This window comes from Marinospirillum minutulum DSM 6287, from assembly GCF_000422325.1.
Taxonomy (GTDB): domain Bacteria; phylum Pseudomonadota; class Gammaproteobacteria; order Pseudomonadales; family Halomonadaceae; genus Marinospirillum; species Marinospirillum minutulum.
Genome location: NZ_AULO01000010.1, coordinates 261,286 through 273,403 on the forward strand (window position 1 = coordinate 261,286; position 12,118 = coordinate 273,403).

At 43.9% G+C, this 12,118-nt stretch carries 14 protein-coding genes; all 14 read right to left on the reverse strand.

Annotated elements, in window-relative coordinates; all coding sequences use genetic code 11:
* Positions 1–15: 15 nt before the first annotated feature.
* Positions 16–1,071 carry an FAD:protein FMN transferase gene (locus H571_RS0104795; RefSeq protein ID WP_027848317.1) on the reverse strand — a complete coding sequence of 352 codons (1,056 nt, stop codon included), beginning with the start codon at positions 1,069–1,071 and terminating at the stop codon, positions 16–18.
* Between the two features lie 42 nt (positions 1,072–1,113).
* A complete protein-coding gene (gene mgtE, locus H571_RS0104800) occupies positions 1,114–2,475 on the reverse strand; it encodes a magnesium transporter (RefSeq protein ID WP_027848318.1) in 1,362 nt (453 codons plus the stop codon).
* A 115-nt stretch (positions 2,476–2,590) separates the two neighbouring features.
* Entirely contained in the window at positions 2,591–2,995 is a 405-nt protein-coding gene (locus H571_RS0104805; protein WP_027848319.1) for a F0F1 ATP synthase subunit epsilon, read from the reverse strand.
* 30 nt (positions 2,996–3,025) lie between these two features.
* Positions 3,026–4,405, reverse strand: a complete 1,380-nt coding sequence (gene atpD, locus H571_RS0104810) for a F0F1 ATP synthase subunit beta (protein WP_027848320.1) — start codon at positions 4,403–4,405, stop codon at positions 3,026–3,028.
* Between the two features lie 72 nt (positions 4,406–4,477).
* Positions 4,478–5,350 carry a F0F1 ATP synthase subunit gamma gene (gene atpG, locus H571_RS0104815; RefSeq protein WP_027848321.1) on the reverse strand — a complete coding sequence of 291 codons (873 nt, stop codon included), beginning with the start codon at positions 5,348–5,350 and terminating at the stop codon, positions 4,478–4,480.
* A gap of 67 nt (positions 5,351–5,417) precedes the next feature.
* Positions 5,418–6,962: a F0F1 ATP synthase subunit alpha gene (gene atpA / locus H571_RS0104820; RefSeq protein ID WP_027848322.1), complete on the reverse strand. Its 1,545-nt coding sequence runs from the start codon at positions 6,960–6,962 to the stop codon at positions 5,418–5,420.
* Positions 6,963–6,978: 16 nt separating this feature from the next.
* A complete protein-coding gene (locus tag H571_RS0104825; RefSeq protein WP_027848323.1) occupies positions 6,979–7,515 on the reverse strand; it encodes a F0F1 ATP synthase subunit delta in 537 nt (178 codons plus the stop codon).
* An 11-nt stretch (positions 7,516–7,526) separates the two neighbouring features.
* Positions 7,527–7,997, reverse strand: a complete 471-nt coding sequence (locus H571_RS0104830; RefSeq protein ID WP_027848324.1) for a F0F1 ATP synthase subunit B — start codon at positions 7,995–7,997, stop codon at positions 7,527–7,529.
* Positions 7,998–8,077: 80 nt separating this feature from the next.
* The gene (gene atpE, locus H571_RS0104835) at positions 8,078–8,305 is read right to left on the reverse strand and encodes a F0F1 ATP synthase subunit C (protein ID WP_027848325.1); all 228 of its coding nucleotides are present in this window, start codon (positions 8,303–8,305) and stop codon (positions 8,078–8,080) included.
* A 99-nt stretch (positions 8,306–8,404) separates the two neighbouring features.
* On the reverse strand, positions 8,405–9,238 hold the full coding sequence (atpB, locus tag H571_RS0104840) for a F0F1 ATP synthase subunit A (RefSeq protein WP_027848326.1): 834 nt from the start codon (positions 9,236–9,238) through the stop codon (positions 8,405–8,407).
* A 36-nt stretch (positions 9,239–9,274) separates the two neighbouring features.
* The gene (locus H571_RS14255) at positions 9,275–9,640 is read right to left on the reverse strand and encodes an ATP synthase subunit I (protein ID WP_051168154.1); all 366 of its coding nucleotides are present in this window, start codon (positions 9,638–9,640) and stop codon (positions 9,275–9,277) included.
* Positions 9,641–9,788: 148 nt separating this feature from the next.
* Positions 9,789–10,679: a ParB/RepB/Spo0J family partition protein gene (locus H571_RS0104850; RefSeq protein WP_036217583.1), complete on the reverse strand. Its 891-nt coding sequence runs from the start codon at positions 10,677–10,679 to the stop codon at positions 9,789–9,791.
* Positions 10,680–10,700: 21 nt separating this feature from the next.
* Positions 10,701–11,468, reverse strand: coding sequence for a ParA family protein (locus H571_RS0104855; protein ID WP_027848328.1), 768 nt, complete (start codon positions 11,466–11,468; stop codon positions 10,701–10,703).
* Positions 11,469–11,472: 4 nt separating this feature from the next.
* On the reverse strand, positions 11,473–12,117 hold the full coding sequence (gene rsmG / locus H571_RS0104860; RefSeq protein WP_027848329.1) for a 16S rRNA (guanine(527)-N(7))-methyltransferase RsmG: 645 nt from the start codon (positions 12,115–12,117) through the stop codon (positions 11,473–11,475).
* Position 12,118: the final 1 nt, after the last annotated feature.

The following is a 12,118-nucleotide window of genomic DNA, read 5'->3' on the forward strand; positions in this document are numbered from 1 at the left end:
AACAACAAAACCAGCTTAACGGAGAATTTTTTTGGTTAATTCTTCACCCAAGGTTTGCGCTAAACTATTAGATACTTGAGTTTGCCAAGTATCCTTATTTTTACTTATTAACAGCACCTTAATATTTTCACGGTTTGCTAAATTCAAACTGGCTTCAGTTCCCAACACCATAAAAGCGGTAGCCCAAGCATCTGCAACGGCATTACTAGGATGGATAACAGTAACTGAGGCTAAATTATGTGCAATTGGCCAACCTGTTTTAGGGTTAATGGTGTGCGACATACGCTGACCATCTAGTTCATAAAAATTACGGTAATCACCTGAAGTGGCAACTGATTCGTTGGTTACTTGTAAAATATGGTGGGCAGTTTGTTGGCTTCCATCGGGTACTTCTATACCGACTCGCCAAGGCTGTTGTTCAGCTCTGTAACCAGCAACTATTATTTCGCCACCTACATTGACTAGAAAGTTACTAACACCCTGTTCACCTAACCACTGGGCAACTTTATCGACCGCATAGCCCTTAGCTACACCTGATAAGTCAACAAAACTATTGGTAAGGCGTCGGGCAGCCTGTTGCTCGGCATCTAGCTCTAGGTATTTGTAACCTGTTTCAGCTAAGCGTTCTTCAAGTAAATTGCTGCTAGGAATAGCCTCGGGTCTGGCTTCTGGCCCAAAGCTCCATAGATTAACTAAACCACCAAGCGTTACATCAAAAGCACCTTGGCTAGCCTGAGCAACTGATTGGCTGATACTAAACACTTCAAAAAGGGGGGCAGAAATTTCAACCCACTCATTCAGTGGTGCTTGATTAAACCGATTTAGCTCTGATTCTGGTTTATAGGTAGACATAGCAAGATCCACCTTATCTAGCTCGCCTTGGATACCTTCTTGTAATACTTTAATCTGCTCTGGCGTCCATTCATCTGGCAGGGTTGCTAGCCAAAAGCTTCCAAAAATTTGCCCTTGTAGGCGTACTGGTTGCTTTGTTGTCTCTTCTGTACAGGCCGCTAAGCTGAATAAAAGTACTAGGAGGCTTAGCTTTAAACATAGGTTGAGTTTTCTAAACATGTATTTTCTCTTTTACTGTAACAACAAATAGTTAGCACAAAATTAATGCAAACCTAGCAACCAGGTAGCTAAAGCAAAATAAGTAACTACGCCTCCTGCGTCTGCTAGGGTAGTAACCAGCGGAGTAGAAGCTGTTGCGGGGTCCCATTTTAAACGATGAAGCAAGAAAGGTAGGCTCATACCTAATAAACTTCCGAACAACACTATAACAACCATGCTTAAACCAACAACTAGAGCTATATCTGTACCACCACGAAACATTCCTATAGGCGACACAGCAATTGCCATGGTTAAGCCTAGGGCACCAGCAACTAAAAGTTCTCGACCTAGAAGTCTTGTCCAGTCACCTAAACCCACATCACCTACCGCTAAACCACGCACCATTAGTGTAGAAGCTTGCGCTCCTGCATTACCACCACTCCCAATAAGCAAGGGTAAGAAGAACACCAAGGCAACCTTAGCTGAGATGGTGTCTTCAAAAAAAGTAATGCCTACACCAGAAACCAAGTTGGCAAAAATAAGTAAAATTAACCACATCACACGGCTGCGGTAGAGGTTAACTAGACTGGTACGTAATAAACCTTCTTCTAAAGGCGCAACACTAGCACTTAAGTGAATATCTTCTGTGTCTTCTTCTTCCACAACATCCATTGCATCATCATAAGTAATGATGCCAAGCAAGCGCTGACTTTCATCGACGACAGGCAGGGCTAATAAGTCATAGCGGCTTACCAGTCTAGCGGCTTCCTGTTGATGCTGGTCTGGCAAAATAGTGACCAGTTCTTCTGTCATTAGTTTGTCTAAACTAGCTTTAGGTGGTGCAAGAATTAACTCACGCAAAGAAACCACACCAACAAGCCTGTGGCGTGGGTCAACAATATAGGTATGGTAAATGGTTTCTGAGCCTGCAGCTGTCCGTCGCAAAATTTCTAACGCTCTCTGAACAGTAATACCCGTCGGTAATAGCGATATTTCAGAGGTCATTAAAGCACCCGCAGTACCAACAGGGTAACGGGAAAGGTGCTCTAGAGTGGCACGATTACGGGCTGGAAGGTCTCTTAGTAAATCAGCTTGCTGGTCTGGAGTAAGAAGATTAAATAAATCAGCGGCACTATCTGAGGGGAGTTCTTCTAATAACTCCATTAAAGAATCTAAACTAAAAACAGCAGCAACTTCTTCTTGTATACCCTCGGGTAGGTAATCAAAAATTTCGGTGCGGCGTACTAGGGGTAACAAGTCTAAACAGGCAGCAATTTCTTCTGCTGTTAATAAAGCAGTTAATTGATCAGCAACATCGACAGGCTGTAGATTAGCTTGTGCAAACCGCCAACTTACATCACTTGGCAGAGGTAATTCACTGGCAAGGTTAAGCTCTAGCGGTTTAGTTTCATTGGGTTCGGTCATCAGCTGCCTTCTCCTGCTTTAAATAGTTAACAGTCAAAAGCAGAAAAGGCGACCAAAGCCGCCTTTTCTGACTGTGCAGTAAACTGCACCTAACGCTAATAATAAGTAGAGTTACTTACTTATTACGTATACCTTTCAGTAGCTGAATAGTGCGGAGCTGAGCAGCAGCCTGCTCATAACTCAATTCAACACTTTCATTGTCAACAGCGCGTCTAGCAGCTTCTAAGGCTTCTTTAGCAGCAGCTTCATCTAGGTTTACAGCACGTTCAGCAGAATCTGCCAAAACAGTAACTGTTGAAGACTGTACTTCTAAAAAACCACTAGAAACATAAATTAGCTCTTCAGCACCGCCCTGTTTGGTTAGCTTAATGGTTCCTGGTTTTAGCTCAGATAATAGTGGAGCGTGGCCAGGCAAAATGCCCAGCTCACCCATTACACCTGAGGCCACAAGAAACTCAATTCGGCCATCAAACAGTTTTTTTTCAGCACTGACAACATTGCAATGCATTGTCATCGCCATGGGTATCCCCCTTGGGTTATCCCGTCAAACTTACTTCATACCCTTAGCTTTTTCGACTGCTTCTTCGATAGAGCCAACCATGTAGAAAGCCTGTTCGGGCAGATGATCGTAATCACCGTCCAAAATACCCTGGAAACCACGGATAGTATCTTTCAGAGAAACGTACTTACCAGGTGAACCGGTAAATACTTCTGCAACGAAGAAGGGCTGTGACAGAAAACGCTGAATTTTACGAGCGCGTGATACTGATAGCTTATCTTCTTCTGAAAGCTCATCCATACCCAGAATGGCGATGATGTCTTTTAGTTCTTTATAACGCTGTAGAACCGTTTGCACACCACGAGCAGCTGTATAGTGCTCAACACCTACTACTAGCGGATCTAGCTGGCGCGAAGTAGAGTCTAGAGGATCAACTGCTGGGTAAATACCTAGCGAGGCGATATCACGAGACAGTACAACGGTAGCATCCAAGTGAGAGAAGGTGGTTGCTGGAGAAGGGTCAGTTAAGTCATCGGCAGGTACGTAAACGGCCTGTACCGAGGTGATAGAACCTGTTTTTGTAGAAGTAATACGCTCCTGCAAAACACCCATTTCTTCAGCTAGTGTAGGCTGGTAACCAACCGCAGAAGGCATACGACCTAAGAGTGCAGATACTTCTGTACCGGCTAGGGTATAACGGTAGATGTTGTCTACAAAGAAGAGAACATCACGGCCTTCGTCACGGAATTTCTCAGCCATGGTTAAGCCAGTTAACGCTACACGCAGACGGTTGCCTGGTGGTTCGTTCATCTGACCATAAACCAAAGATACTTTGTCGAGTACGTTGGAATCTTTCATCTCGTGATAGAAGTCGTTACCTTCACGAGTACGCTCACCAACACCAGCAAATACAGAGAAACCTGAGTGCTCTATCGCAATGTTACGAATAAGCTCCATCATGTTTACTGTTTTACCTACACCGGCACCACCAAACAGACCCACTTTACCAGCCTTAGCAAAGGGGCAAACTAGGTCGATTACTTTGATGCCCGTTTCTAGCAGTTCAACCGAGCTAGATTGTTCATCATAGGAAGGTGCTTTACGGTGAATACCCCAACGCTCTTCTTCACCAATCGGACCGGCTTCGTCGATAGGACGGCCTAGAACATCCATGATGCGTCCTAGGGTTTTAACGCCCACAGGAACTTGAATTGGTTCATTAGTGTTATTTGCCACCAGGCCACGTTTTAGACCTTCGGTGGAACCCATTGCAATGCAACGCACGATACCATCACCGAGCTGTTGCTGAACTTCGAGTATCATTTCGCTGCCGTCGACTGTCAGGGCGTCGTACACTTTGGGTACGTCTGCCCGATCAAATTCTACGTCGATAACGGCACCGATGATCTGTACGATATGTCCGCTACTCATCTTGGTTCCTCTCAAACCTGCAAATAAAATCTGCTACCCTTTTAACTTCTATTGAAAAAATAGAAGCACTCATCAGATCGCTGCAGCTCCGCCAACAATTTCGGCGATTTCTTGTGTGATTGCTGCCTGACGCGCTTTGTTGTAAATAAGCTGTAACTCATCAATAAAGTCACCCGCATTATCTGTTGCACTTTTCATTGCAACCATACGCGCAGACTGCTCACAAGCAATGTTTTCGACTACAGCTTGGTAAACCTGAGATTCTATGTACCTGACCAACAAAGTATCCAAAAGGATTCTTGGGTCTGGCTCATAAAGGTAATCCCAACCGGCTACCTTACTCTTGTCACTTTCCTGTTCTGCTTCAGCTTCCAGGGGTAACAGCTGCCGGACCAATGGCTTTTGAGACATGGTATTAATAAATTCATTATAAACCACGTAAAGCCTATCAATTCTGCCTTCTTCATAGGCATCCAGCATGACTTTAACACTACCCACTAGCTCACTAGCACTAGGAGTGTCACCCAGCCCGCTCTTGGCAGCCACCAGACTTCCACCATAACGGCGGAAGAAACTGCCAGCCTTACTGCCGATAGCACAAATATCTACTTCTGCGCCCTTGTCTTTCCATTCAACAATTTCTTTAACAGCTGCTTTGAACAAGTTAATGTTCAAACCACCACAAAGACCACGATCGGATGAAATAACAATAAAACCTACCCTTTTTACGTCACGTTCTTGCATATATACATGACGGTACTCAGGTGTAGCATCAGCAAGATGACTGACCACGTTTCTGATCTGCGTGGCATAAGGGTGGCTGGCTGCCATGCGATCCTGAGCTTTACGCATCTTCGACGCAGCTACCATTTGCATAGCGCTGGTGATTTTCTGCGTATTCTTTATGCTCCCTATTTGGGAGCGGATCTCTTTACCGACTGCCATACGCTTTCGCCTTCTTAGCCAACAAGTGCTTGAGTTGGTTGAATAAAATCAGCCAACTCTAAGCAACTTACCAGGACTGGGTTGCCTTAAACTGCTCTACAGCAGATTTGAGGGCCGCTTCAATATCTTTAGAGTAATCGCCGCTTTCGTTGATCTGATCGATCAAGTCTGCATGCTCGCTTGCCATATAGGCATGTAAAGCTTTTTCGAAAGGCAGTACTTTACGAACTTCAACGTCATCTAAGAAATTGTTTTCTGCAGCAAATAGGGAAATACCCATTTGTGCAATAGTCATCGGGCTGTACTGATCTTGTTTCATCAGTTCAGTAACACGCTGACCATGTTCTAGCTGCTTACGTGTCGCTTCATCTAAATCAGAAGCAAACTGAGAGAAAGCTTCTAGCTCACGGAATTGAGCTAAAGCTAGACTAATACCACCGCCCAGTTTCTTAATGATTTTAGTTTGCGCTGCACCACCAACACGAGAAACCGATACACCGGCGTTCATCGCAGGACGAATACCTGAGTTAAACAGGTTAGTCTCTACGAAAATCTGACCATCGGTAATGGAGATTACGTTAGTTGGTACGAAAGCAGATACGTCACCACCTTGGGTTTCGATAATAGGTAGAGCAGTTAAAGAACCTGTCTGACCTTTAACGGCACCTTTAGTGAACTGTTCTACATACTCTTCACTAACACGTGAAGCACGCTCTAGTAAGCGAGAGTGTAAGTAGAAAACGTCACCAGGGTAGGCTTCTCGGCCAGGTGGGCGCTTAAGCAAGAGTGAAATTTGACGATAAGCCCAAGCTTGCTTGGTTAAATCATCATAAACGATTAGGGCATCTTGACCGCGATCGCGGAAATACTCACCCATGGTGCAACCTGAGTAGGGCGCAATAAATTGTAGTGCAGCTGCTTCAGAGGCAGAGGCAACAACAATAATTGTGTGTGCTAAAGCACCGTGCTCTTCAAGTTTGCGTACTACGTTAGCAATGGTTGATTGCTTCTGACCAACAGCTACGTAAACACACTTAACACCGGTATTTTTTTGGTTGATGATGGCATCAACTGCAATGGCTGTTTTACCGATTTGACGGTCACCGATAATCAGCTCACGCTGACCACGACCCACAGGAACCATGGCATCTATAGCCTTGTAACCTGTTTGTAGAGGCTCATCTACACTTTTACGCCAAATAACACCCGGTGCTACTTTTTCAACTGCGTCTGTTTCTTTTGCTTCGATGGGGCCTTTACCATCGATAGGATTACCTAGTGCATCGACTACACGACCTAGGAGTTCATCACCCACAGGTACTTCTAGAATACGGCCAGTACAACGAGCGGTTTGACCTTCAGCTAAGCCAAGGTAATCGCCCAGTACTACCACACCTACGGAGTCGCGCTCCAAGTTCAGGGCCATACCAAAGGCGCCCTGTTCAAATTCAATCATCTCGCCATACATAACATCGCCAAGACCGTGAATTTTCACGATACCATCAGCAACGCTTACTATGGTGCCCTCGTTTTGGGCGTTCGAAGTGACATCCAAGTTACCGATGCGCTTCTTGATAATGTCACTGATCTCGGATGGATTCAGTTGCTGCATGCCTTGTCCCTCAAAATCAGGATTTCAATGACTCGGCCAGTTTCGCGATTTTTCCGCGAATCGAGCCATCTATCACCAGGTCACCGGTGCGAATAACTACACCGCCAATGAGTCGCTTGTCTATTTCTACCTTGAGTGTTACCTCACGGTTTAAACGCTTGCGTAATGCATCTACTAGCAGTTGCTGCTGCTCACTTTCTATTTCAAAAGCAGAAGTGACTAATGCTTCAACAGACTTTTCCTGCTCGGCCTTAAAGGCCTCATACATTCCAGCAATGACTGGAATTAATGGTAAACGGCTTTTTTCACTTAACAGCTTGATAAAGTTACGACTCTGATCATCGATTTTTGCTTGGCAAATTTCGAGCAGGAGTTCTGCTTTTGCATCACTGTTTAGCGAGGGATTGAGTAAAAATTGTGCTACTTCTTTATTTGTAGCAGCTTCAGCAACTAGTCCTAACATAGCGGACCATTCACTTAGCTTGCCTTCACTCAACGCATACTCAAAAGCGGCCTTCGCATAGGGCCTAGCGAGCGTGTTGTAATCTGCCATAGACACCTCGCTTAGAGCTGTTCGGCAAGTTTGCCGATCAACTTGCTGTGTGCTTTTGCATCAACCGAGCTTTCTAGGATTTGCTCTGTGCCTTGAATAATTAAATCAGACATTTGAGCGCGTAAATCATCCTTAGCACGGTTAATTTCTTGACTAATTTCAGCTTTAGCAGCTTCTACTAGTCTTACACCTTCAGCACGAGCCTGTTCTTTGGCTTCTTCGATCAACAGACTGGCACGCTTATTAGTCTGTTCCAGAATTTGGGCAGACTGTTCTTTCGCTTCACGCAAAAGTTGAGTCGCCTTTTCTTGTGCTAGCTCTAAATCACGCTGTGCACGACTTGCTGAATCTAAGCCTTCAGCAATCTTTTTCTGGCGTTCGCGCATGGCAGTTGTAATAAACGGCCATATATACTTCATGCAAAACCAGACAAAGAGCGCGAAGGAAATAGATTGACCCAAAAGAGTCATATTCATATTCATTGCGATACACCTTTTGTCATTATTTAAGGTTTCGAAAAGTGATATAGGGTGTTAGCAGACTAACGCCCTAGCACTTCGTCTTAACCAGCAACAACAAAAATCAGGTACATCGCCATACCAACACCGATCATTGGAATAGCATCAAGTAGACCAGCCATTAGGAAGGTTTTTACTTGTAGCTGTCCGCCAAGCTCAGGCTGACGTGCAGTGGATTCCAGCAGCTTGCCACCTAAAAGTGCGAAGCCAATGCCAGTGCCCAGTGCACCCATACCAATCATAATAGCGGCTGCAATGTATACGAGTTCCATGAGTTACTCCTAAGGTTACTAAGGTTGATTAAAGGTGGGTTAAGGTTTTTACTACTAAAACTCACCAACCTGCCTTACGGCAAGTTGGCTGGTTACTGGTTAATGCTCTTCGTGTGCTGCACTGAGATAAACTACAGTTAACACCATGAAGATAAACGCCTGCAAGGGAATTACGAGTACGTGGAACACTGCCCACAACCACTGCAAACTAATGCCAAGTGCGCCCATAAATAGGCCTGCACCGTACATAAGAGCAATCAAAATAAAGACAACTTCACCTGCGTACATGTTACCAAACAAACGCAAGGCTAAACTTACTGGCTTAGTGAATAGACCAATTAACTCTAAAACCAAGTTCACAGGTATAAGTAACCAGTGGTTAAAGGGTGTTAATGAAAGTTCTTTAGCAAAGCCACCAACGCCCTTCATTTTTATGCTGTAAAACAGAATTAGGATAAATACGCCAATCGACATACCAAAGGTCGCATTTGGATCAGCGGTAGGTACAATTTTGAAGTATTCAGCACCCATTGCCTGTGCCAAGCTAGGAATCCAGTCTACGGGTAGCCATTTAAGGCTGTTCATTAAGAAAATCCAGACAAAAATGGTTAAAGCTAGGGGGGCAATTAGTGCGTTTTTACCGTGAAAGGTTTCTTTAACAAGACCGTCAACAAACTCAACACAAACTTCGACAAAGTTTTGTAAGCCGCCAGGCACACCGGAAGTTGCTTTTTTAGCAGCCATGCGGAATAAAAACAAAAACACCAACCCCATACCAATCGACCAAGCCATGGTATCAAGGTGAATAGCCATAAAGCCCATATCTGCAGCTTCTTGTGCTGTTTCTGCCATCTTCCAACCTAACTCAGGGTGCTGCCCATAAGTCATGTTTTGCAGGTGATGCTTAATATACTCTACAGGTGTACCAGCCATGATCTACCTCAAACTGTAATTTACAGTTGTGTTTCTTTACTTTATTAGCCAAAAATTCAACCAATGAAGTAAAACAACTGCCGCATAAGTGCTTAAAAGTGAAATTGGGTTTGAGGGTTGCACTAAAACAAAAACAGCTACAAAAAGTACCACCGTCAAACCAAACTTAATACCTTCAGCTAAAAACATCATTTTTATCTGATTTTGTTGCTGTCTCGCTCCCTGATACATAAAAACCAAATAGCCAAAAACCACCTGTGGAATAAAGGCAATAAAGCTACCCAGCAGCGCATCTAACAAGCTTTCTGGCCAAATGATTACAGCTACACCGCAGATAAAAACCAGAGCTATAAACTGTTTAAAAAACAATTTAAATAACGGGGGACGCGGAAGTTTTGCCATAATTTTTTATATGCCTTTTAACCGCTTCCCTTCTAAAACCTGCTACAAATTAGCTAAAAGCCACGGGATTATAGAGACTTAGCGGCTTAGCTTCAAGAAGACTCGCTCGCTTTGTTAAATAGATGCGACCAATGTCTATATTTGCTGACTAACGTAGATGCCGCAAAATACCGTCTAGTTCAGCTAAACTTGAATAACCTATTTCTAACTTGCCCTTGCCTTTAGCCGAGTGCTGTATTTTTACACTTGTGCCTAAGCTTGCCTGCAATTGTGCTTCTAACCTTGCTATATCTGGGTCTTTAACTGGTTTTGTTTTCTGCTCAGCTGGGTTTTCCTGCTCTTTTCTAACCAGAGCTTCGGTTTGCCTTACTGACATTCCTTTAGCCACTACCTGCCGAGCAACAACTAATTGTTTAGTTTCTGTTAAGCCTAATAAAGCACGAGCATGACCCATTTCTAAATCACCGTGCTCTAGCATACGCTGTACATCTTTATGAAGCTGTAATAAACGTAGAAGATTCGTTACTGAGCTGCGGGACTTACCGACAGCTTCGGCTACCTGCTGCTGGGTTAACTCAAACTCTTTTTGTAAACGCTGTAGGGCTATAGCTTCTTCTAGCGGATTAAGATCTTCGCGCTGCAAGTTTTCTATTAAAGCTAAAGCAATAACGTCTCTGTCTTCAGCATTTCTTACTAAAGCAGGAATAAATTCTAACTCAGCTAATTGAGCTGCTCGCCAACGGCGCTCACCGGCGATAATTTCATATTGTCCTCCAGCTATAGGGCGTACCACCACTGGTTGCATAACACCTTGCTGGCGTATAGATGCGGCTAACTCTTCCAGAGCCTCAGGATGCATATCACGACGAGGCTGGTATTTGCCTGGTCTAAGTCTTTCTATAGCTAGTTTTTTAAGCTCACCTTCCTTTGAGCTTTGTTCACTCGTGTTACTAGAATCTATTTGAGTAGGCTCTTGGGTGGCATCACTAAGCAGTGCATCTAAGCCGCGTCCAAGACCTCTTTTTTTTGCAGGTATCATAAGCTCTTGCTAACAATTAAATTACAGGGAATTACGCCTAAGTATCTCACCTGCCAAGGCTAAGTAAGCTAAACTTCCCTTAGATTTAGCATCATAACTGAGTACTGGCATACCATAACTGGGGGCTTCGGCTAAACGCACGTTACGTGGGATTACTGTGCCCAGCACTTGGTCTTTAAAATATTCTGTTAATTGATTCGAAACATCTTGCGTTAAACTAGTGCGTGGATCGTACATAGTACGCAATATCCCCATAACCTCAAGACCGGGGTTAACTGTACTAGCTACCCGCTTTAAAGTATCAAGCAGTGATGCCAAGCCTTCCAAAGCATAATACTCGCATTGTACTGGTACTAGCACACCCCGAGCGGCTGTTAAGGCATTAATCGTCAGTAGGTTCAGGGAAGGAGGGCAGTCAATTAAAATGAAGTCGTATTCTTTTTTAATGCTGTCTAACGCTTCTGCTAAGCGCCTTTCTCTTTGTGGCTCATTTATTAAGTTAACCTCTGCTCCGGCTAAATCAACATTTGCAGGTAGTAGATCATACCCAGCAGGATCGGTTTTTAACCGTACATCTTCAGCTGAAGCTTCTCCCATTAATAAATCATACACTGAGAGTTTTAAATCTTTTTTATCGACACCACTTCCTAAAGTTGCATGACCCTGTGGGTCCATATCAACTAACAACACCTTACGTTTGGTAGCGATAAGCGAGGCTGCAAGATTTACGCAGGTGGTCGTTTTTCCTACTCCACCTTTTTGGTTAGTTACTGCAAATATTTTTGTCACAGCTTTATCCTTTCATCTGCTTAACTAAAACCAGCAGGTGACGCTGTCCTTCTTCCTTAGGTACTTGTAGCAAGTGTGTTTGCTCACAAACATACCCTTCTGGTAGTTCGGCTAGCTCATCTTCTGGGTACAAGCCTTTCATTGCCAACCAACGCGCATCTTCAGCTGCAAAAGGCTCGGTCAAATTTACAAAGTCTTTCAGACTAGCAAATGCACGACTAACCAACTGTTTACTTCTTGTGCTAAGTTGCAAAGCTTCAGCACGAACCTGCTGTACATCAAAGTTTTTTAGATTCAACGTTGTTTTTACTTGAAACTGAAAACGGGTTTTTTTGCCGTTAGAATCTAAGGATAATACCTGCAATTCTGGTTTCATTATTGCAAGCGGAATACCCGGCAAACCTGCACCTGACCCTATATCAGTTAGCTCGCCTTCTGTTAGGTAGGGCAAAATAGATAAACTATCAAACAAGTGACGGTAAATCATTTCTATCGGATCACGGACAGCTGTCAAGTTATATGCTTGATTCCACTTAATTAATAACTGCAAATAACTAAGTAGCTGATTCACTTGGAATTCACTGGCGTTAATCTGCATTTCGTTAAGGCCAGATCTAAGTGTTTGTTCAAGCTGAGTATCTATATCCATA

Coding starts and splice junctions, on each gene's coding strand:
- rsmG (WP_027848329.1), bottom strand. CDS start 12,117: ATGGATATAGATACTCAGCTTGAACAAACACTTAGATCTGGCCTTAAC.
- H571_RS0104805 (WP_027848319.1), bottom strand. CDS start 2,995: ATGGCGATGACAATGCATTGCAATGTTGTCAGTGCTGAAAAAAAACTG.
- H571_RS14255 (WP_051168154.1), bottom strand. CDS start 9,640: ATGGCAAAACTTCCGCGTCCCCCGTTATTTAAATTGTTTTTTAAACAG.
- atpB (WP_027848326.1), bottom strand. CDS start 9,238: ATGGCTGGTACACCTGTAGAGTATATTAAGCATCACCTGCAAAACATG.
- H571_RS0104825 (WP_027848323.1), bottom strand. CDS start 7,515: ATGGCAGATTACAACACGCTCGCTAGGCCCTATGCGAAGGCCGCTTTT.
- atpG (WP_027848321.1), bottom strand. CDS start 5,350: ATGGCAGTCGGTAAAGAGATCCGCTCCCAAATAGGGAGCATAAAGAAT.
- atpE (WP_027848325.1), bottom strand. CDS start 8,305: ATGGAACTCGTATACATTGCAGCCGCTATTATGATTGGTATGGGTGCA.
- atpA (WP_027848322.1), bottom strand. CDS start 6,962: ATGCAGCAACTGAATCCATCCGAGATCAGTGACATTATCAAGAAGCGC.
- mgtE (WP_027848318.1), bottom strand. CDS start 2,475: ATGACCGAACCCAATGAAACTAAACCGCTAGAGCTTAACCTTGCCAGT.
- H571_RS0104795 (WP_027848317.1), bottom strand. CDS start 1,071: ATGTTTAGAAAACTCAACCTATGTTTAAAGCTAAGCCTCCTAGTACTT.
- atpD (WP_027848320.1), bottom strand. CDS start 4,405: ATGAGTAGCGGACATATCGTACAGATCATCGGTGCCGTTATCGACGTA.
- H571_RS0104830 (WP_027848324.1), bottom strand. CDS start 7,997: ATGAATATGAATATGACTCTTTTGGGTCAATCTATTTCCTTCGCGCTC.
- H571_RS0104850 (WP_036217583.1), bottom strand. CDS start 10,679: ATGATACCTGCAAAAAAAAGAGGTCTTGGACGCGGCTTAGATGCACTG.